Origin of the sequence: Peribacillus sp. NPDC097198 (assembly GCF_044762055.1) — a bacterium.
In the GTDB taxonomy this organism is placed as follows: domain Bacteria; phylum Bacillota; class Bacilli; order Bacillales; family DSM-1321; genus Peribacillus.
The window spans coordinates 55,370-77,364 of the sequence record NZ_JBIWDO010000005.1 but is presented as its reverse complement, the minus strand read 5'-3'; the positions used below and the strand labels follow the sequence as shown (position 1 = coordinate 77,364).

At 44.1% G+C, this 21,995-nt stretch carries 16 protein-coding genes and 1 pseudogene; 5 read left to right on the top strand and 12 right to left on the bottom strand.

Translation table 11 applies throughout. The annotated features are described in order from the left end of the window. Positions 1 to 42 precede the first annotated feature (42 nt). The 4 genes from ACIQXQ_RS10340 to ACIQXQ_RS10325 all read right to left on the bottom strand — a co-directional run bounded on the left by ACIQXQ_RS10340 (position 43) and on the right by ACIQXQ_RS10325 (position 5,312). Positions 43 to 1,959 (bottom strand): vWA domain-containing protein, encoded by a 1,917-nt coding sequence (locus tag ACIQXQ_RS10340; RefSeq protein WP_402957124.1) that lies wholly within the window; start codon positions 1,957 to 1,959, stop codon positions 43 to 45. Positions 1,960 to 1,974: 15 nt separating this feature from the next. Then, entirely contained in the window at positions 1,975 to 2,838 is an 864-nt protein-coding gene (locus ACIQXQ_RS10335) for an ATP-binding protein (RefSeq protein ID WP_402957122.1), read from the bottom strand. Between the two features lie 138 nt (positions 2,839 to 2,976). Then, on the bottom strand, positions 2,977 to 4,305 hold the full coding sequence (gene brnQ / locus ACIQXQ_RS10330; RefSeq protein WP_402957109.1) for a branched-chain amino acid transport system II carrier protein: 1,329 nt from the start codon (positions 4,303 to 4,305) through the stop codon (positions 2,977 to 2,979). A gap of 365 nt (positions 4,306 to 4,670) precedes the next feature. Beyond that, entirely contained in the window at positions 4,671 to 5,312 is a 642-nt protein-coding gene (locus ACIQXQ_RS10325; RefSeq protein ID WP_402957083.1) for an SDR family oxidoreductase, read from the bottom strand. A 344-nt stretch (positions 5,313 to 5,656) separates the two neighbouring features. Between ACIQXQ_RS10325 and ACIQXQ_RS10320 the strand changes: the two are divergent. Further along, a pseudogene (locus ACIQXQ_RS10320) lies at positions 5,657 to 5,916 on the top strand (CD3324 family protein). 137 nt (positions 5,917 to 6,053) lie between these two features. Then, the gene (locus tag ACIQXQ_RS10315) at positions 6,054 to 6,689 is read left to right on the top strand and encodes a FusB/FusC family EF-G-binding protein (RefSeq protein ID WP_402957079.1); all 636 of its coding nucleotides are present in this window, start codon (positions 6,054 to 6,056) and stop codon (positions 6,687 to 6,689) included. Between the two features lie 56 nt (positions 6,690 to 6,745). On the opposite strand, the gene ACIQXQ_RS10310 is transcribed toward ACIQXQ_RS10315, so the two are convergent. The 6 genes from ACIQXQ_RS10310 to gltB all read right to left on the bottom strand — a co-directional run bounded on the left by ACIQXQ_RS10310 (position 6,746) and on the right by gltB (position 15,657). Beyond that, positions 6,746 to 7,171: a cytidine deaminase gene (locus ACIQXQ_RS10310; protein ID WP_402875060.1), complete on the bottom strand. Its 426-nt coding sequence runs from the start codon at positions 7,169 to 7,171 to the stop codon at positions 6,746 to 6,748. Positions 7,172 to 7,304: 133 nt separating this feature from the next. Continuing rightward, positions 7,305 to 7,988, bottom strand: coding sequence for a YfjL-like protein (locus ACIQXQ_RS10305; protein ID WP_402957074.1), 684 nt, complete (start codon positions 7,986 to 7,988; stop codon positions 7,305 to 7,307). Between the two features lie 2 nt (positions 7,989 to 7,990). Further along, the gene (locus ACIQXQ_RS10300; RefSeq protein ID WP_402957070.1) at positions 7,991 to 8,539 is read right to left on the bottom strand and encodes a zf-HC2 domain-containing protein; all 549 of its coding nucleotides are present in this window, start codon (positions 8,537 to 8,539) and stop codon (positions 7,991 to 7,993) included. After that, positions 8,536 to 9,030: an RNA polymerase sigma factor gene (locus ACIQXQ_RS10295; protein WP_402957065.1), complete on the bottom strand. Its 495-nt coding sequence runs from the start codon at positions 9,028 to 9,030 to the stop codon at positions 8,536 to 8,538. Before ACIQXQ_RS10295 ends, ACIQXQ_RS10300 begins: the two co-directional genes overlap by 4 nt. Before the next feature lie 578 nt (positions 9,031 to 9,608). Then, complete coding sequence (gene gltD / locus ACIQXQ_RS10290; protein WP_402957063.1) at positions 9,609 to 11,090, bottom strand: glutamate synthase small subunit; 1,482 nt, start codon at positions 11,088 to 11,090, stop codon at positions 9,609 to 9,611. 16 nt (positions 11,091 to 11,106) lie between these two features. Next, a complete protein-coding gene (gene gltB / locus ACIQXQ_RS10285; RefSeq protein ID WP_402957061.1) occupies positions 11,107 to 15,657 on the bottom strand; it encodes a glutamate synthase large subunit in 4,551 nt (1,516 codons plus the stop codon). A 133-nt stretch (positions 15,658 to 15,790) separates the two neighbouring features. On the opposite strand from gltB, the gene gltC reads away from it, so the two are divergent. The 3 genes from gltC to ACIQXQ_RS10270 all read left to right on the top strand — a co-directional run bounded on the left by gltC (position 15,791) and on the right by ACIQXQ_RS10270 (position 18,008). After that, positions 15,791 to 16,693 carry a glutamate biosynthesis transcriptional regulator GltC gene (gltC, locus tag ACIQXQ_RS10280; RefSeq protein ID WP_402957059.1) on the top strand — a complete coding sequence of 301 codons (903 nt, stop codon included), beginning with the start codon at positions 15,791 to 15,793 and terminating at the stop codon, positions 16,691 to 16,693. A gap of 82 nt (positions 16,694 to 16,775) precedes the next feature. Further along, a complete protein-coding gene (locus ACIQXQ_RS10275) occupies positions 16,776 to 17,297 on the top strand; it encodes a spore coat protein (RefSeq protein WP_402957057.1) in 522 nt (173 codons plus the stop codon). A 126-nt stretch (positions 17,298 to 17,423) separates the two neighbouring features. After that, positions 17,424 to 18,008: a hypothetical protein gene (locus tag ACIQXQ_RS10270; RefSeq protein WP_402957055.1), complete on the top strand. Its 585-nt coding sequence runs from the start codon at positions 17,424 to 17,426 to the stop codon at positions 18,006 to 18,008. 141 nt (positions 18,009 to 18,149) lie between these two features. Here the strand turns inward: ACIQXQ_RS10270 and ACIQXQ_RS10265 are convergent, their stop codons facing one another. Together ACIQXQ_RS10265 and ACIQXQ_RS10260 are read right to left on the bottom strand one after the other, a co-directional pair. Then, positions 18,150 to 21,056 (bottom strand): S8 family peptidase, encoded by a 2,907-nt coding sequence (locus ACIQXQ_RS10265; RefSeq protein WP_402957052.1) that lies wholly within the window; start codon positions 21,054 to 21,056, stop codon positions 18,150 to 18,152. Positions 21,057 to 21,495: 439 nt separating this feature from the next. Continuing rightward, positions 21,496 to 21,981 (bottom strand): GNAT family N-acetyltransferase, encoded by a 486-nt coding sequence (locus ACIQXQ_RS10260; protein ID WP_402957050.1) that lies wholly within the window; start codon positions 21,979 to 21,981, stop codon positions 21,496 to 21,498. Positions 21,982 to 21,995 lie beyond the last annotated feature (14 nt).

Below are 21,995 nucleotides of genomic sequence, written 5' to 3'. Positions count from 1 at the left end.
AATATGATGAATAGACAGAAGCGTGCTCAAAAATTCCAGGCGTCATATTGTCTTTAATAACAGTTTCTTCAACAGCGGGGTAAAGTGCTCTGGCAATTCAGATACAGTGGGAACCATCAGCCTTTCTTTGCCATAGATGTTTTTCATCGTCAGTTCTTCGCTTTCCTCGATGCTTCCATCCGCTAGAAACATGCCAATGACATCGATTCCCTTTTTACGCGCTTCGGATACGGCAAGATGCGTATCGACGATCCCATTCTGGTCGTAATGTGCAGCAGCCGGTTCGCCATCGGAGAAGACGAGCAGAAAGCGATTCTTCTCCCGCCTTCTTTCCAATTCCTTAGTGGCGACGCGGATGCTGTAACCGTCCCGATTATCTTCCTCAGGTTCAAGCTGCATGATCTTCGCGCCGGCATTCTGGTAAAGAGAATCGGAATGGGAGTGAATCACGTGAAAATAGTTCGGTTGGTACCCTTCTTTCACATCATTGGCGTCTTCCCAAAATCCGACGATTGAATGGGGGATTTTCAATTTCTTCAGCACTTCATGAAAGAGGACAATGCCACGCTTCGTTTCATCCATTTTATTGTGCATCGAGGCCGAGCAATCGACAAGAAGTGTGAACACGGCATCGATTTCCTTGGACTCCTGGTTCTTTTTATAAAAGACCCGCGGGTTTTCATCCAGCACGAGCGGCAGCAACTTCTTGGATAACCTTCCGAACGCCAAATCTCTTCTTGGTGCATTCTTCTTATTTTCAAGCGTCTTTTCGATGGTGCTGGAAAGCTTCCGCTTGAAAGGTTCGATGTCAGCCACGAACTCTCGATACCGTTTTTCCTCATCGATCGTTGACGCCCTCGCCTCTTTGGTTATCATGACGGCATCTTTATTATCCTCGCCAAACGGATAATCACCGCTTTTCCCGGGTTTCGTTTGCTTTTTCTCGAGTGTCTCCTGTTGCTTGTAGTCCTTTTCTTTACTTTCACCGGAAGAGCCTTGAATCGAGGCCAACGCCTGGTCAGCATCTTCCGCTTCCCGTGCACCGCCGCCTAGCATGCTCGTTTTCGTCCCCTGCTCCAGTTCAAACTGAAGGAAGGTGGAAGGATTTTCGCCATTCTTATTCTCCCGGTGCCATGTCGAGAACTTTTCATCGATGAACTCGCTATTCTCTTCATCCACATCTTCTGTGTCATCATTCGCTAACTCGTCGTTTCGCGTCAGTTCATCGAAAAGCGTGTTGGCCGTATACTGTTCCACATTCGCGACCGGGAAGATGAAATACTCATTCATGCTATCTTGATACTCTTCATTCAAACGGAAGACGATTTGTTCGCAAATTCTTGTGATATCACTCGTTTTCCTTGCTTCAAACACCATATAAATCAACGGTTTGATTTTTTCCAATGCCTCCACCTGGCGTTCGTTGGCTCGTGGAAAAATCGGATCCGGACGATTGGAATGAAGCAGTAAATAAATCAGGCAGAACAGCTCATCAAGTGCAAAGCTCCTCGTTACGTTCGCAGCCGATTGCGTTTCAAAGTATTGCGTAAGATACGCCTCGCGTATAGAAAACCACTTCTTTGTTCCCGGGCGCTCTTTTTTGATCAATTCCTCAAGTCGTACATCTTCGAATAGGGTAAACAGCTCTGCCGAAAACTTTGGAAGCCCGCTTTCCTCGATGACTTCCCGATAGGACTGTAAATCCTTCACGCTTGAATGATGAAGGGTCCCAATCGTCCTGAGAAGTACATCCGTCTTCAATCCTGCAGCCTTTACCTCTTGGTTGCCGTTTTCCCAAAAATGGCTCGCCGTGACTTTACTGTTTACAGAATCAAGGAAAGATCCATAGTTGTATTCAAATTCCAGTTCAGGAATACCGGATAAAACCGTCGATAAATCCTGAAGCTGCAAAAAAAGCGCCGTATCAATAATTGAATCGTTGAATCGAATATACTTCATGCGGCATTCTCCTAGTTAGAATAATGTGTCGGCCAAGTTCTTCACAAATTCCCGTTCCCGTTCCTCATCAAGCTTATCCACGATTGAACGAAGAATCGCCCGCTTAGGTGGGATCAGTACACTTAGATCACACGCATCAAGCAGTGCCCGTATCGATGCTGCATCCTCAGCCACTTTCCCTTGATTCACGGCATGAATCAAATCACCCGATAGCTTGACGAACAGCTCAATGGTCCGTGCATCCTTCAGTTTCGTATTGGTTTCGATCAATTGCTTAAGCTGCTCTCCTTCAATATAGGGAACCTCAATCACGATGAACCGGTTTTTCAGCGCTTCATTCAACGGCACTGTACCGACATAGCCTTCATTGATGGCCGCAATCACATTGAAGTCCTCTTTTGCCGTGACGATTTCATTCGTAAATGGATTCGTGATCGTCCTTCTATAATCAAGCACCCCATTGATCAACGGCAACGTTTCAGGCTTCGCCATGTTGATTTCATCAATATAGAGGAAAGTTCCGTGATTCATCGCATTTGTCACGGGTCCCGGAACGAATTCAATCTCCTGTTTGCCCTCGTTATAGGATAAAGTCTTGAAGCCCAACAAGCTCTCAGCATCCAAATCGACCGAACAGTTGACGCTGAACATCGGCTGGTTGAATAAATGGGATAACGTCTCCGCAAACTTCGTCTTCCCTGCCCCTGTGGGACCTTTTAACAAAATGTTTTTCCCCATGCTCAACGCTGAAATCGCATCGACCATCAAATCCATCTCGGGTGGCAAATATCCACCTTTGGAAATCAGCTCCTGAAATTGAACAGGTTTTTTCTTATTCATATGTAAAATATTCGCTATTTTTTCTGGCAACGTATTCATCACGATCTCACTCCACTCCTTTTTCCTCATTCTAAAGTTCTTTTCCAGTAAAGACAAACATCTGCATTTAATCAAAAAGGAGCCGTCAAAAAAGACAGCTCCTTTCATTCATAATCGTATCATTTCTAGCCTTACATTCTAATTCGTTACCGGTTGCCCTTTTATCAGGCTTACGATATAGCCGATTATCCCACCAACGATGGCAGGAATGACCCAACCTACCCCTACACTGAATAATGGCAGGTAGTCAGTCAAAAATTCAGTAACCGGGTTCTTTGGTATCCCGAAAGCAATGAGTCCATCATAAATCCCGAAAATCAAGGTAAGGAAAAGACTTCCCAAATACACTTCCGATCTCCCTTTGAAAAGGGGATGTAAAAATGTCAACGCGATGATGACGATGGCAACTGGATAGAGCGCCGTCAATACCGGCACCGTATACTCGATTAAGTTGCTTAGGCCGACATTGGCCACCGCTGCACTGAATGCAGAAAAAATGACCACATAAATTTTATAGGATACAGATGGCCACAACTTGTTAAAGTAAGTAGAACATGCCGTAATCAGGCCGATGCTCGTCGTTAAACAAGCGGCAATCACAATCAGGCCTAATAACACGGCACCTCCAGAACCGAAAAAGTGGTTCGATACTTGGGCAAGAACGTCTCCGCCATTCCCTAACTGGCCAAGCAATTCCACACTAGTTGCCCCTACATATGTTAATGACGTATAAACGATCATTAACAGGAAGGCGGCAATCAAACCGGCTTTAGTACAGAACTTCAGAATTTCCTTCTTGGAAGTGATGCCCCTATCCTTGATGGTGTTGATCACAATGATACCAAAAGCAAAGGATGCCAGGGTATCCATTGTTAAATAGCCCTCTTTGAATCCTTTAAAGAATGAATTGCCAGAATAGTCTGCTATAGGAGCTTGAATGTTCCCCATTGGGTTTATGATCGCCACAATGATCAGGATGGCAATGAAAATTAATAATAATGGAGTTAATATTTTTCCGACAATATCCAAAACTTTTGAGGGATTAATAGATAAGAGACAAGCAACGCCAAAGTAGATGATGGTGAAGACCAACAAAGGTAAAAAACCGACTCCATCTGGAAGGAATGGCTTAATTCCTATTTCATAAGATACGCTTCCAGTTCGCGGAAGAGCGAATAATGGTCCAAGTGATAGATAAAGAACGATTGTGAAAATCAAACCGAACATAGGATGCGCCCGGCTTACCAGTGACTGCACATCATTTTTACCTGAAATACCAAATGCCAGGATTCCGATAAAAGGCAATCCAACTCCGGTAAGGATGAATCCAAGGTTAGCCGACCATAAGTTGGTCCCAGAGGATTGACCAAGCATGGCAGGAAAAATCAAATTACCTGCCCCAAAAAACAAAGCAAATAGCATTAAACCTGTAACCAATGTAAAAGAAAGTGGTGCTTTCTGTGACATTACGAAACCTCCAATGTTCTAATTCTCCTAATCATTAGATAAGAGAAGTGCCTGCGATTCAAAGTACACGATTCGTACAAACCCACAACACAACACTCCTAACTATAAAATGCAGTGGTACGTTTGTCAAAAACTATTTTAGTAATTATTCCGAAAAATCATTTTAGTGTTTCTTATTATCTAAATAAAAATAGTTTCATGCATGATAGTAGGTCTTTCGACACAAAGAAAAAGAACTCTGTAGCCTAAAATAACGTTATTTCAGTAGCCGATAATGTTTTTGTTTGGTTAACCAGAGCTGGCCTGATAAACGCAAAAGCAGGGCCATCCATTTGGGATGGCCCTGCTCATTCGTTCTTCCTATCTTATATGGAATTCAACGCTTCAGCAATTGGAGTTTCCCCTGCAATCAAATCAAAGGAACGGTTATAGGTATGTTCCTCGGTTAAGGCAGCCACAATTGTCTTGGCCACATCCTCCCGCGGGATCGTGCCCCTTTCCAGTTTCTCGGCAGCCGTCACCTGGCCTGTTCCCGGTTCGTTCACGAGACCGCCCGGCCGGATGATTGTATACGTTAAATCACTATGCAACAGTGCTCGATCGGCATAGTGCTTGGCCACATAATACGGTTTAATGGCTTCGCTCCAGTTTTCCCGGTTGTTTGCCTGAAAAGCGCTGACCATGATAAACCGCTTCACCTGTAAATTTTCGGCCGCTTCGATTGTCTTGACTGCGCCGTCAAGATCTACCAATAAGGTTTGATCAGCCCCTGTGTTGCCCCCGGAACCTGCTGCAAACACGATGGCGTCGCACCCTTTCGCCGCTTCTGAAATCTCTTCCACCGTTCCCGTCAAGCTGACGATTACTGATTCGACTCCGATTTCTTCAAATGATTTCTTCTGTTCCTCTTTTCGAATCATGGCCCGTACACTATGTTCACTTTCTTTCAATAACGTAACTACCTTTTTCCCGATCTGCCCATTTGCTCCAACTACGAATACTTTCATATAAAATCAGCCCCCATACTGGATAATTGGTTTTCTCATCCAATTATTTCATGAACGGTGCGCAACAGCAAACAATCAGCATAACGCAAGGATGAAAATGGAATTTCCTTGCAATGTGCTTGAGATATTTTATAATAAAGGGAATTCGATAAGGAGGTGTAATGATGGCAATGAAACGTGTTTTGCCACCTTCTGCAGCGTCTCATGCAAAGCCTGATAGTGGAGGCGATACTTTGCATGGGGTGGAAATAAAATAAACGAACATCGCCCATCTTTTATCATTTCTATCTAAACAGGCTTTGCCCCTTATTTCATTCGCAACAAAAAATAAGGAGCTGGCAGAAATGACGTATGTAAAAGCAACAGCCGTTTTACCCGAGGCATTGATTCAGGAAATTCAAAAGTATGTGCAAGGGGAAACCATCTATATTCCCAAACCTGATCAAACGCATAATGGGGAACACGTTCTGGATCCCGGAAATTGATCGATGAGCGAAATGCCTCGATTAAATATGCCTTTAAAACCGGGACCGCTATCCATCAATTAGCAGAAGAACATTTTCTCTCAACGGAAACCATTAAAAAAATCATTTATTCCAAATAGAGCTTGTCTCGCAGCACTGATGAAAGAGATCAGTGCTATTTCTATGCCAAATTTGTTTCCTAAACATTTTCCACCTTTCATTCAAAAAGCCGATTCTGTAAAATGAAAGCAACAGGAACATGAACAGGAGTGGGGAAATGGAACCCTTTATCAAAAGTGAACAATATAACTTCATCAAATTACAAACGCAGATACTGATAAATGGACACGCAACGGCCAACGATAAAGATGTCGTTCATACAGTCAAGTCCGTTGCAAAAGAAAGAGTGCTGAAATTATTCAATGAACTGGACGACAAGCACAAGCAACTTTTGGACCCCATCGACACCATCAAGGATCCTGCCCATGCTGAAGCCTTTCTCTTGGAACTCAAACCCTATGTCATCCCTTTTAAAGAAGTAACGGAACAAACGGTCAAGAAGTTATTTCCTAAGGCGAAGAAATTAAAGGCCCCCAAAATGGAAACCATCGATTTAAGAGGGATTTCTTACTTGGGATGGGACGATACTGGCTCAGGAAAGAAATTCATCATCGCCCCCCGGCATAATAAGCTGGTTGGACTGCATGGGACATTCAAACCTTCCCATAAAAAAGGAATCTGCGCGATATGCAGCCGTTTTGAGGAAGTCGGGATGTTCATGTCTGAAACAAAAGGGACCGTTCAGGGCACATTCATTAAAAAAGGGAACTATATTTGTAACGATAGTATGAAATGCAACCAGAATATCACCACATTGGATAAATTGGATGACTTCATTTCTCGGATCAAATAAAGGAATAAAGGCAACCCTTCGGTATGAAGGATTGCCTTTTGAATGTGCCTCTTGTTTTACGAACCCCTTGTATATTTCAGAGGGATCAATTCGCTGATTTTCGTTTTAACCGTTTCCCCATCCACCTCTATGATCACAAAACAATCCTCTGCATAATCCGAGATCAGTTCCCGGCACATCCCACAAGGACTGACCACCTTTAACTCTCTATTGATTTCATCGGAATAGGGATGCTTCACAGCCACGATCGTATCAAACTCTTTTTCCCCTTCCGATATCGCCTTTCCAATCGCAACGGCTTCAGCACACACCGTGATACGGCCGACATATGCTTCCATATGTACCGCAGCTACAATTTTACCCGACTTTGTCTTCAACGCTGCCCCTACATGGTGCTTATCTTCCTCGTACAGCGCTTTGATCTTTTCCCTTGCAGCCTCGATTACTGGATAATCGGATTCTTGTAAAGGATAGGTCATCATACAGCATTCCCCTTTTCTAAAAAACGACTAGCTCTAGACACACCTGACTTATCAATCTACACCGAACTTGGCAGTTACGGCTAACAAACGATGCGGTCCATAGAAATTATTTAAGTGAAAGGCTTATTCGTTTTTAATTCAAATCATTTATTGTCAATTCCTTGCCTGGAGTAAAACTGACGTACTCATAATTTTCTTCTCCGTTCACCATACTTCGATATCCCACCTCGGTAGTATAATAATCGATCGATTCGTCATTCAATAACTCCTGTATAATCTTGCACTGCTGCACCATCTGTTCTTTTGTTAAATCGCCTTTTTCAATTTCCAGCATAATGTGAATCGGCTTTGGCGTTTTCATCTGTGGTGTCCATTCCTCGGCAACTTTGTTGTATACTTCCACATCCGTATCCACAGAATCGACTTGCGGGATTTTTTCCTGGAGGAGCGCTAGAATATACTGTTCTGCCTCCGCATTTAGCTTTTTGGATGCATCTTTCTCTATCTTGGATTCATGGATTGTATCACTATAAACTTCATACGGTTCGATACCGGAGACATAGAAGCGATAGGTGGTTTCAACTGCTGCCGAATCCTTTACCACTACATTAAACTCATACGTTTCATCGGTCCATCCATACCCTACCGACCGCTTGATTTCGTAGTCCATGTCGGGATAAGTTTGTTCTAAAAACTCTTCCAGACTCTCCTTTGCTTTGTATTTACCAGTTTTATTTCCGCTCATTTGCATATAAGCGAACACTATGGCGGCAATTAATGAAATGGCAATCACGCTGTATATCATTTTCTTTTTCATAATTAACGCTCCTCTCTTATTTTAAGAATGCAAAAGCCGATGATGATTCCGACAAAAGTTAACAGCAGGTGGACAATTAAGGAAGTCAGTGCTATCAGAAGAGCTTCCGAAAAACTTTGAGCATAAAACTCGCCGAACCAATCCGTCATATATAACAGGCAATTCCATATAAAATTCGGTATACCCGCAAGCAGGATGGCAATGAGGACTGATCGGTAAAACAGATACGTGACCGCACCTAAAATGGCGTAGGTCAGAATAAAGCCACTATTGTCATTCATAATGGTCGTACTCATTGCCAATATAAAGGCAATGGCTACAAAGAAAATCTGTATTGTCGTCAATTTCAAGGTTATATTCCGCATCATTTTTTTAGAAGCACCGCCGGGTATTACTTCCGCGGGCAATGGAATCTGTGATTGTTCTGCTATCTGCCGACATTCTTGGCAACTTTGCAAATGCTCCTCAACAAACCGTTGAGTTTTCAGTTGTAATAATTCCTCTTCGTATAAAGGTAGTAAATCTTGTGTCACCGAACATCTTGTGTTCATAAAGTCTCCTCCATTGTTTTTTGAATCCTCAATTTCAGACGGTGAAAGGATACTCGCGCATAATTTTCAGATTTACCGATTAATGCGCCAATATCTGCAAAACTCAGCTCTCCGTATATACGCAGTAGTACAATCTCTCTCGCTGAATCCTCCAACTTTGAAATATGATACAAAAGATTTTTCGTATCCTCCTTAATTTCTGCTAGCTCTTCTAATGAATGGATTTCGGTTTCGGGCACCATGGAAAGTTTTTTCATTAAGTCAAGCTGATATTTGTTTTTGCGGTAATACTTTTTCAATAGATTATTTGCAATCGAAAATATCCAAGTTGATAAGGTGGAATCGCCATTATATGATGCGATGTTTTTACACGCCTCATAAAAGGTGTCGTGGCAAAGATCTTGAGCAGTTGCCTGATTTCCTGTCTTGGCATAGAAAAACGCATAAATTTTTGGTTGGATTTCTTCGTATTCTTCTTCAAGCTTCTTCATAACGCCCTCTCTCTCTTGCCTTTCCTAGTATTAATACCTCGGTTACATGTTTCGTTACAACTTTTTTAAAAATCACCATATTTTAGGTTCATTTTGTAATTTTACTATATAGTTAAGCGAAAAATAGTTAACAGCCTTATAGATGAGTAGACTAAATGACCTTATAAAACCTGTACGTACATTAAGATTAAAGAAAAAAACCTAAAAAAAAGAAGTGCTAGAAACAGCACTTCTTACAGTTTATCGACAAAAGAACATCGCCTGTTTATTTAAAAGTTCCTTAAAGTAATCCAATCCATACTCTTTTGCCCGTGAAACATACTCAATCGTTTCTTTACGCTTCGGATATATAGAATGATCATGCAAAGTGGATTGGAACGGAAGGTACGAGACTCCTGCGGGAAATGCGCGTCTAGGAGAGACACCGCAGGCGAAGCCGAGGAGGCTCCCCGACCGCCCGCGGAAAGCGAGTGCCTGAAGTGGAAATCAACGTCCAGATTGTACAAACCACATATAAACAAACACATTTTTCATCAAGTGTGGCTACAGTCTAAAAGAAGTGCTAGAAACCGCACTTCTTACGCCAATACCGTGGCACCCATCAAGTAGCTGTTCACTTCCCTCGCTACTTCACGGCCTTCATTGATGGCCCAGACGATCAGGCTTTGCCCTCTTCTCGAATCTCCGGCAGCAAAAACGCCTTCGACATTCGTTCTATAGTCACCATAGGCGGCATCGATCTTTTGATTGACCGTATCCACTCCGAATTGAGTGAGGAGCGGTTGCTCTGTTCCTTCGAATCCGATGGCAATGAAGACGAATTGGGCCGGCCATACTTTCTCCGTGCCCGGAATTTCTTTAAAGAGATAGATGCCATCTTCCCCTTTAATTTTTTCCATTTGGATCGTATGCAGTTCCTTTACGTTGCCTTGTTCATCAGCCACGATCTTTTTCGTTTTTATCGAGTATTGACGTGGATCGGAGCCAAATTTCGCTTCCGCTTCTTCGTACGCATACTCAAGTGAAAATACGTTTGGATAGGCTGGCCACATGTTATCCGACGTACGAGCAGTCGGCAGGATTGGGTGTTTCCCGAATTGCACGACACTGTTACATCCTTGGCGAAGGGCCGTCGCAACGCAATCGGCGCCTGTATCGCCGCCACCGATGACGATGACATCCTTGCCCTTCGTATTTAAAAACTTGCCATCTTCGAAGTTGGAGTCCAATAAGCTTTTCGTCGCCGTTGTTAAGTAATCCATCGCTAGGTGAATGCCTTTTGCTTCACGGCCTTCGATATCCAGTTCGCGTTGCTTCTGGGCACCTGTGCAGAGGATGACGGCATCGTATTGGTTTTGCAGTTCCTCTTTTGTGATGTCCTTCCCGACTTCCGTATTCAGGACGAAATCGATGCCTTCTTGATTCAATAAAGTGATCCGGCGTGCGACGACATCTTTCTCCAGCTTCATGTTCGGGATTCCATATGTCAATAAACCGCCGGCACGGTCAGAACGCTCATACACCGTTACCGAATGGCCTGCTTGGTTTAACTGATCGGCACTTGCCAATCCGGCAGGACCGGAACCGATGATGGCAATTTTCTTCCCGGTCCGCTGTTGTGGAATGCGCGGTGTGATCCAGCCATTTTCGAAGCCCTTGTCAATGATGGAGCGTTCGATGCTTTTGATGGCAACGGCCGGGTCGTTAATCGCTACCGTACACGACCCTTCGCAAGGAGCCGGGCAGACACGGCCCGTGAACTCAGGGAAGTTATTCGTCTTCATTAAACGCTCCAACGCTTCCTTCCATCTGCCACGGTACACTAAATCATTCCACTCCGGAATCAGATTGTTAATCGGACAACCCGTTGTGACCCGGTTCAATTCCATGCCCACATGACAGAAAGGGGTGGCACAGTCCATGCACCGTGCTCCCTGCCTGCTTAGTTTTTCGTCCGAGAAAGAAGTGGAGTATTCTCTCCAGTCCCTTAACCTTGTTAGAGGATTCCGTTCACTTGGCTTTTCACGCGGATATTCCATAAATCCTGTTGCTTTTCCCATTTGACTCTCCCCTTCCTTACAGCATCACAGCTTGTTTGGTGGATTTTTTACCTTGGATCGCATTGGCCTGAAACGCACTCATGAAGGCTTCTTCTTTCGTTAGACCAGCTTGCTTATGTTCCTCGATGCTATTCATCATCCGCTTGTAATCCTTCGGAATGACTTTAACGAACCTTTTCACAAGATCGTTCCAGTTCTCCAGCACATAGGAGGCTTTCGCACTCTCTGTATAATGCAGGTGGTTCGAAATCAATTCTTTTACTTCATTAATATCTTTTATGTCGTCAAGCGTTTCGAATTCGATCATTTCTGGGTTACACAAGGCTTTGAATGCTTCCACTTCGTCTGCAAGTACATAGGCAATACCGCCTGACATACCGGCTGCAAAGTTTTTCCCGACATCCCCCAGAATCACGACACGACCGCCTGTCATATACTCGCAACCATGGTCGCCAATTCCCTCGACGACGACATGTACACCGCTATTCCGGACCGCAAAACGCTCACCGGCACGTCCGTTGATGTATGCTTCCCCGCTTGTGGCACCATATAGGGCAATATTCCCGGCAATCACATTATCGCCCGCTTCCATCTGATTTCCAGGTGGAGATGTGACGACCAATTTCCCTCCGGATAATCCTTTACCGATATAGTCATTGACATCACCTGTCAAATACATCGACATCCCCTTCGGTATGAAGGCACCGAAGCTTTGACCGGCTGATCCCGTGAAGCGAAGGGTGATCGTATCTTCCGGCAGTCCTTCCTCACCATATCGTTTGGAAACTTCACTACCGACGATCGTTCCAACCACGCGATTCACGTTTGTGATTGGGAAACTTGCGTCCACTTGAGTTTGGTCCTCAAGGGCAGGCTGTACAGCAGGGAGGATTTCCCTGACATCCAAGGATTCTTCAATTTTATGATTTTGCGGATGCTGGAACGTACGGATTCCTTCCGGTTGGAAAAGAAGGGTCGATAAGTCCAGGTGTTTCGTTTTCCAATGAGCCTTGGCCCGCTCGCTCACCTGTAGAACATCCGTACGGCCAACCATTTCGTCAACCGTTTTGAACCCTAATTCAGCCATCGTTTCACGAACTTCCTCTGCAATGAAACGCATGAAATTCACGACATGATCCGGATCTCCGGCAAATTTGCTCCGTAGCTCAGGGTTTTGTGTAGCTACACCTACTGGACATGTATCCAAGTGGCACGCGCGCATCATCACACAACCAAGTACGACTAGTGGAGCGGTTGCGAAACCGAACTCTTCGGCACCAAGGATCGCCGCCATGACCACGTCACGGCCAGTCATCAGCTTTCCGTCCGTTTCAAGGACGACTCGACTACGTAGACCGTTCAGCATCAAGGTCTGATGGGCTTCGGCAAGGCCTAGCTCCCACGGAAGACCAGTATGCTTGATGCTCGTTTTAGGCGAGGCACCCGTTCCACCGTCATACCCGCTGATGACGATCACATCGGCTGCCCCTTTGGCGACACCCGCAGCAATCGTACCGACTCCCGCTTTCGATACCAGCTTGACGCTGATCCTTGCCTCGCGATTGGCATTTTTCAAGTCATGGATCAATTGCGCCAAATCTTCAATCGAATAAATATCATGATGGGGCGGTGGTGAAATCAGGCCGACACCTGGCGTGGATCCACGAACTTCCGCCACCCAAGGGTATACCTTATTCCCAGGCAATTGCCCGCCTTCACCCGGTTTCGCTCCTTGTGCCATCTTAATTTGAAGCTCATCGGCATTCACGAGATAATGGCTTTTCACACCAAAACGACCGGATGCAATCTGCTTGATTCCACTGCGGCGGCTATCACCGTTTTCATCGATTTCATACCGATTCGGATGTTCCCCGCCTTCTCCACTATTACTTTTTCCGCCTAAACGGTTCATCGCAATCGCCAAGGTTTCATGGGCTTCCTGACTTAACGACCCAAATGACATGGCCCCTGTTTTGAAGCGGCGCACGATGGATTCCACGGATTCCACTTCATCTATGGAGATACTTTGGTTCTTTTGATGGAATGAGAATAAATTCCGCAAGAATCCAAGTCTCTCTTCATTCGCCAACTGGGAATATTGCTTAAATAGGCTGTAATCACCTTTTCGGCACGCCCATTGCAACGTATGAATCGTTTTCGGGTTGAACGCATGATGCTGACCATTTGCCCGATATTGAAAATCACTGCCCGCTTCAAGCGTCTGGTTGGAAAGATCGACGACAGCCCGTTGGTGACGGATCAATGCTTCTTCTGCAATGGTCTCTAACTCGATCCCGCTAAGCTGTGAAGCCGTACCGCTGAAATAGCGTTCAATCACATTCGCACTAATTCCGACCGCTTCGAAAATTTGGGCACCACGGTAACTTTGGACCGTGGAAATTCCCATCTTCGACATGATCTTGACGATGCCTTCCGTCACGGCTTTCACATATTTGCTGACCGTTTTCTCGTAACTGATCGTTAAACTGCCGTCTGCGACTGCCTGCTTATACGTTTCAAAAGCAAGATACGGATAAATGGCATCCACCCCATATCCAATCAAAGCCGCAAAGTGATGGACCTCCCTTGCCTCTCCGGTTTCGACGATGATGCTGACCTTCGTCCGGTTCCCATGACGAATAAGCTCTTGGTGAAGGGCACTGGCCGCCAATAATGGAGGAATCGCAGCACGGTCTTCGCTCATGTTCTTATCGGATAAAATCAGGAGGCTGACGCCTTCCGTTATCGCTTGTTCCGCTTCCCGGCATATTCGATTTAATTCAAGTTCCAAATCTTCAGAAAATAAAGTCTCGATGACCCTACTTTTGAATTCCGGGTAGTTATTTTCTTTAAGCTGATTCATATGGCCTGGCGTCAATATCGGTGTATCCAATTGAATGCGATGGCTATTCTTTTCATTCGGATTCAGTAAGTCGCCTTCTGCCCCTAGAAACGTCATCGTTGACGTAACGATTTGTTCACGAAGCGAATCGATTGGTGGGTTGGTCACCTGGGCAAAGGATTGCTTGAAGTAATTGAAAAGCGATTGCGGACCATCGGCCAATACCGCCAACGGAATATCGTTCCCCATCGAGCCAAGTGGGTCTTTTCCTTCCTTAATGACCGGCAACAAGTATTTTTGTACGTCTTCATACGTATAGCCGAACGCTTTCTGACGGAAAACCAAATCGGATAGAGGTTCCTCATCGACCGGCTGAACTTCGTCCGTCAACTGCACAATCTGTTCGTCCAGCCACTTTTGATACGGTTGTTCGTTCGCCATTTCGGATTTGATTTCTTCATCCGAGATGATGCGGCCTTCCTCTAAATCAAGTAAAAGCATCCTGCCTGGGCTTAAACGCTCTTTATATAATACATTTTCCGGCTCGACTTCGATTACCCCGACTTCAGAGGAGAAAATGATGTAGTCATCTTTGGTCACATAATAACGGGCAGGTCTTAATCCGTTACGGTCTAGGATCGCCCCGATTTGTTTCCCATTCGTGAACGAAATCGCCGTCGGACCATCCCAAGGCTCCATCAACATGCTGTGGTATTCGTAAAAGGCTTTCTTTTCCTTGGTCATATGCGGATTTTCCGTCCATGGTTCAGGAATCAGCATCATCGCTGCATGCGCCGGCTTGCGGCCTGCCAGGACGAAGAATTCAAGGGCGTTATCCAAAATGGATGAGTCGCTTCCATCCGTATCCAAGATAGGAAGGACCTTTTGTAAATCATCACCGAAAGCTTCCGAGACGAACTGCTGTTCACGCGCTTTCATCCAGTTAACATTGCCCCGAAGCGTATTGATCTCCCCATTATGGATCAAGTAGCGGTTTGGATGGGCCCGTTCCCAGCTAGGGAAGGTGTTGGTACTAAAGCGGGAATGCACTAAAGCGAAAGCGGACAAAAAATCTTCATGCTGCAAATCAAGATAAAATGCATCGACTTGTTCCGGTGTCAGCAATCCCTTGTAAACGATCGTCGCGCTGGAAAGACTCGCAAAATAAAAACGGTTTCCACGTTCCCTTGCCCAGTTTTCAGCCTGTTTCCTGATGATGAATAATTTGCGTTCGAAAGCCAAGTCTTCTGTAACGTCATCACTTGCCCCGATGAACACCTGTCGGATCGTCGGGCATGTTTCTTTGCCGACGTCCCCTAATTTACCTGCATCCACAGGAACCGTTCTCCAGCCTAGAAGCGTTTGACCCTCTTGTTCGATTAATGAATTCAGACGCGCTTCAATCTCATTTCGTTCAGCATCATCGTTGGAAAAAAAGAGCATGCCCACACCATAGCGTCCTTTTGCCGGCAAATTCATTTCCGGGCAAGTCAGCTTGAAATACTTATCAGGAATTTGCACCATCAATCCTGCTCCATCCCCTGTTAGAGGATCGCTCCCTTGTCCACCGCGGTGGTCTAATTGGCACAGCATCTGCAGTCCTTGCTTGACGATATCATGTGTAGCTAGCCCCTTTAAATGAGCGTATAAACCGATCCCACATGCATCATGTTCAAATTCCGGACGGTAAAGACCTTGTGCTTTTGGTAATTGATTGTATGTCATACGTTTTCCCCCCTCTTATTTCTTACACCGTTATGTCACTTACATATTATTCTAGGTTTTCAAATCAATATAAACAATATATAATTAAGCCAAAATCTATCTCACTTTGAGATAGGTGGAAGGAGATGAGTAAATGGAACTACGTCAATTGCGTTATTTCGTCGAGGTTGCGGAGAGGGAACACGTCTCTGAAGCCGCCGAACACCTACATATTGCCCAATCGGCCATCAGCCGCCAGATTGCTAGACTGGAAGAAGAACTCGGCGTCACGTTATTCGAAAAAATCGGCCGGAACATCCAATTAACGCCCATCGGAAAAATATTTTTAGTTCATGCCAAAACGGCGATAAAATCCATCGAATATGCCAAATATCAAATCGAGGAATTCCTGGATCCGGAACATGGGATGATCAAAATCGGGTTCCCGACAAGCCTCTCCACCTATTTGTTGCCGACTGTCATTTCCGCTTTTAAAGATGAACAGCCGAACATCTCATTTCATTTGAAACAAGGTTCCTACTCCTACTTAATGGATGCCGTGAAAAACCGTGAAATCGGTTTGGCCTTCCTAGGGCCGGTCCCTACGAAAGATCCTGATATCGACGGCCATATCTTATTCACCGAAAACGTGTCCGCCCTACTTCCCATCACCCATCCGCTGGCTGAAAGAAAGAGCCTGCGCCTAAGCGACCTGCGGAATGATCCTTTTGTGCTGTTCCCCAAAGGTTACGTCTTGAACACCCTTGCCATCGAGGCTTGTAAGCAGGCCGGCTTCACGCCGAACATCGCTTCGGAAGGGGAAGACATGGATTCCATAAAAGGGCTTGTGTCCGCTGGAATCGGGGTCAGCCTCCTGCCTGATAGCACCTTCTATGAAATCGTTCCGAGGATGACCGTCAAAATTCCCATTGAAACGCCTTCAGTCAAACGGACAGTCGGTATCATCTCTCCAAGGAATCGAGAACTTGCCCCATCAGAAAAGGTATTTTACGAGTTTGTTAAAAAATTCTTTGCAAGGTTGGAGCAATACCAATGATATATTCTCAATAATGGGATAACTTCCGAAATGCCCACCTCTTGAATACTGTATCGAGACAATATGTTCAGGAGGTATTAACATGACACCCACACATTCACATCTTGCTTGGCATGAAACACTTGAGCTTCATGAATTGGTAGCTTCACAGTCCAATGCCCTTATGAAATTAAAAAAAGCCTATCCAGAAATAAAAGACCCGGTTTTAAAAACACACTACAAACACATGATCCATTCGCTTACGCAAAACATCATGGAGTTGTTGCAGTTTTATCCGTTAACGCCTGATGCCAATCGGGAAGAGGACGATCGTATGGGAGAAATAATGCAGGGGGATGAAATAAGAGATGATGCATCGGCAATGGCTGCCGGGGATTTACTCGGGCTGGCCAAATCCTCCATCAAAAATTATGCGACTGCCATAACTGAAACGGCCACCCCTTCACTACGGAAGGTCTTTAAAAAGCAATTAAATGGGGCCATCGATAATCACGCAAGAATTTTCAACTATCTATATGAAAGAGATCTCTATCCAGCTTATGATTTCAACCAGCTTCTCCAAAACGACGTGAAGACGGCCAAAAAAGCTTTGTCCCAATTATGAACGAAAAAAGGTAAGTGGAAATCGATCGCCTCCACTTACCTTTTTATTTTCCCTAAACACTAGATAAGATAAATATGTAATATAACCCTTTATATGGTAGAATGATAAGCCGGAGGGGATTAAACCATGAGATTGTTTAAAATGATTTTCTTTTGTATCGGCCTTTCTCTATTCTTAAGTGCCTGTGCTTCAGAAAATGAGGAAACCGTAACTAAAGAACAAACCGAAAATACGACAGAGAACAAAACGGAAGAAAAAAAACAGCCTGACGAAAAAACCGAAGAGAATACGAAATCCGTCAAGCTAGACATACCGAATCAAGAAAGCTATAAAAAGCTTTCCGCACTACTTTCAAATCAGAATGATCCCAGTCTTGATCCTGAAGACTATCATAAAGTCATGACAGAACAAAAAGATATCAGGACCTTCATTGACAAAATGGATAAGATTGAAGTGAAAAAGAATAATGACGCAGCGGAACTACTAGATTACTCCATGGCCACCTTAGAAGAAACCACATATTTTTTTGAATTATTCAAGGACGAAAACAACAAATTTAGTGTATTTTTCTTTGAAGATGGGCAAGTCATGTTAGTGAAGACGGACTTATCGAACAAGTCAAAGGAAGATCAGGAAAAAACCTATATTTCGATTGCGAAGCACCCTGAACTGTTACAGGAATTGAAAGATTCTCTTTCTATTAATTTCTAGTTTATCGTGTACATAATGAAAGCCTATCAAAACTATTTTGATAGGCTTTTTTGTCGTCATCCTATTAGAGGTTCAAGAAAAAAACGGCATGTCCCTTGTTAGTTATTTCAAACAAGGGGACATGCCGTTTCAGTTAACATTTTACTTTTTATATTTCTTCACAGTCACTTTCGTAGCTTTGCCTGTATTGCCCGCTTTATCTTTTGCTGTGACGGACAAGGTCGAACCTGCTTTTTTCTTGCTGATTTTCACGGTGAATTTCCCTTTTTTATCAGCTTTGGCCGATCCGATCTTCTTATCTTTGTACTTGACCGTAACCGTCGATCCCGCTTCCGCTTTACCGGTTACTTTTTTTGATTTGTCCGTTACTTTGTCGACTTTTGGTGCACTTGGTGCCGTTTTGTCCAACACAGTCACTTTCGCTGCTTTACTTTCCCGTTTCGCCGCGTCAGTAGCTGTTATGGAAAGTTTTGTCCCTGCTTTTTGTTTGCTGATTTTTACTTTGTAATTCCCTTTGCTGTCTGCGTTGACTTTACCGATTACTTTTTTGGCGCTATTCTTGATGGAAATCGCGATTCCCGCCGTTGCTTTTCCCGTTACAAACGTATCTTTGTCACTTACTGCCTTCACAGTAGGTGCTTTAGGAGTTTCCCCCTTCTTGACAAACAGCTTGATTGAAGAGACAGCGACTTTAGAAGAATCCGAAATCACGACGTTTAGGCGTTGATCGGCCTTTTGAACTGGAATTGCAACACTGAACGTGCCTTTGGCTGAAGTCACCGCTGTTCCGATTGTTTTGCTTCCGTTTTTCACTTCCACTTTTGAACCTGCTTTTGCCGTTCCTGTCAGCTTCGTTTGATTATCAAGGATCGGGTTCACTGCAGCTTTCAGGTCCACTTTACTAAGTGCACTAAAGCCATTCAGCCTTCCAAATCCTGAAACATAATCCCTGTCGACGGCTGGTGCTATCGGCTCTCCTTCATCTGTATAATCCTGATCCATTCCTTCATTGTCTTCTTCCTTGAAGGCAATGTAATCGGATGTTTCATGAAGGATGGTGCGTATTTCATTTATTTTCAATCCTGGATTACCGGATAGTAATAATGCGGCAACTGCTGCGACATGTGGTGTTGCCATCGATGTCCCATCCATTAACGTGACATTTCCGTTTGGCATAAGACTTGGGATCCCTGTTCCAGGTGCCACCAAATCAAGTGTCGGGCCAAAGTTGGAATAATCCGAAACGATATCATAGGCATTGGTTGCCCCGACGGATATTACATATTTAGAAGAAGCCGGATAAGAAAGCATGCTGGCTTCATTCCCGCTTGCGGCCACGATCACGACACCTTTGGATGCTGCGTAATTCAGGGCGTACTCGATGGTCCGGCTATAAGACCCGCCCAAACTTAAGTTAATGACCTTTGCTCCCTTGTCTGCCGCATAAATGATTCCCGCTGCAATTTTTTCCGTGTCCCCTGCTCCTGAAGAATCAAGGACCTTGACCGGAAGGATTTTGGCCAATGGATTGATTCCCTCCATGGAATATCCATTATTCGACTGGGCTGCGATGATGCCTGAAACATGTGTACCATGTCCATTATCATCGATTGCGTCCACTTTCTGATCGATGAAGTTCTTGCCTTGTCCCATATTGACTTTGTCTTTTAGATCCGCGAGCGTATTATCGACGCCTGTATCGATTACCGCAACCAATATCTCTTTCAGATTGCGACTTTTTATAAGTTTCTGCAATTCGTCATTATGAATGTCAGCGCCTTTTTTACTCACTTCACGCCCTTCATTGTTCAAGGACCATTGATACGGTGATTGAATATCATTCGAAAGGGCTTTATACGTTTTAACCGGCTCGATATACTCTACATCCGAGAGGTTTTCAACCTGTGTAAGGGCCGTTGCGCTCATCTTGCCCGTTCCCTTTAACTCCACCACATATGTATCATCGAGGATGACATCTTGTTTTTTGAAGGTCGAGAACGTTCCATAGCTTTGTACCTTGGTTTTAACCGAAGTCAATTTTTTACCCGGTTTCATCTTGACGATATACTTGCTCGTGATGCTTTTGGAAGCCGGTAGCTTATAACCCGCTTTGCTTGCGATATCGACAACGCGCTCGCCTGCAAGGTTATTGATGCCGATCTTATCCGCAATGCCGTTCATTTCTTTTTTCAGTGAAGCTGGGACGGCATCGACCGTCACATCGAACAATTCTTTAATCGCTTGTTGCTGTTTATTTGAAATGACTGCCGTACTGCTTTCCCCATTTTCATTAAGGTCCGCAATAAGAGGTTGAAGGATTACTAGATTGTTGTATACATTGTCTCTTTTGCTCTTGCTGCCGGCCATATCAAGGACCAAGAATGGTGCAGCCTTATAATACAAGGAAGATAGGGCGCGTCCTTCCTCTGACTTGGAAAGAACTCCATCTCTGAACTTGCGAATTTCACTCAATAGGTTTTTACCCGTGGATTTTCCTACAGCGCTTAATTCCACTGGGCATGAATCCATTCCAAGTTCGTCCGATGTTGCGGAAGGAGGCAATTTAACGGATTGTGCATGTATTTTGTAAGCCGTCTTATTCTCCGCTTCCGGTAATGATAGGCCCTCTTCATCCACTTCACCGAAATACTCTATTTTCACATAATAGCTTCCTTCCCAACCGAACGGGAAGTCGATGACGGCCTTTTCTTCAGGGCCACTAGTTGCCCGGTAGTTATCATACGTTTCATCTTTCTCTGCTTTTTCTAAAGTAGGATAGACTGAAATATTAAGATAATCGTCCGATTCTACATCGAACTCAACATGGGAAAACTGATTAGTATCATCTTTCGTTGGGGTGATCTGGAGCCAATGGGTCTCAGGCTTGTCAAAAGTGCCTTCAACCGTTTCCCCACTTTTAATGGAAGCTGCTTGTATGATTTTTGATGAATCTGTCGCAGCCTGGGATCTTTGTGGAATCAACATGCCAAAAACAAGTGAAAATATAAGTACAAATATTGTAAATCGACTTACCTTTTTAACGTTCAATAGTTACCCTCCTAAAATTACTAAAAATGCTTTACTATACCAAATTATCACACTGTTAAATATTATCAACCATTTTTTTGGCAATAACTTGAGAATGGTAGACTCCAAGGAATAAACAGGCATTTTGCACTAATACGTATCTTTGAATCTAGCTATTCTGCTTTTTATAAGAACAGGGTTTTCCTACTATTTCTTCCCTATTCACTTAGGATTCCGCCCATATCCCCCACATGTGTCCGAATCTCGAATCTTGCTTCTTCCACTTTCTTCATCTGCGTTTTGGGAAGCCTTATTCTTAGGTACATAATCAACCATCATTAGCAAAAAAAAAAGAATCTTCAGCGAAGATCCCTTTTTTTCCGATTCAATTAAAACGCTCGATTATTGACCGATTCATTCTATCTCTCTATTACAGGTTAGCTCTCGAAAGTTAGAAGAGTTACGTATTCTTCACCGATAAATGCATGACAAACTGTTCGCCAATCGGACCGATTTTTCTCTTACCTGTATCAGTAAAACCTACTTTTGCATACAGTCGCTGAGCAGGAACATTTTTATGATTAACAACTAAAACGATTTCATCACAGTAAGGAAATTCAGTTTTAACAAAATCACTTAGTAAGAGCATCGCTTGTTTAGCATAACCTTTTCCTTGCTTTGCATGGTTAACAGATAATGCAGTTAAGAGCATCGCTTTCGGATTATCCGAGTACGCCTTAACTCGTTCCGTTGAATGTAATAGAAAGAAGCCTACAGGCTCATCCTCACATAAAATAACAATACGATGTTGTCCTTCTTTCACCTCTAAAATCTTGCTTGGTAATGCTGTGAACTGCCCTTGTTCTTCAGGAAGTTCAAAGGAATGTAATACGTCCAAATATTCATTCGAAAAATGTTTTAACTCCACGTCATGACCGTTTTCCATGGTTATGGTTGCTC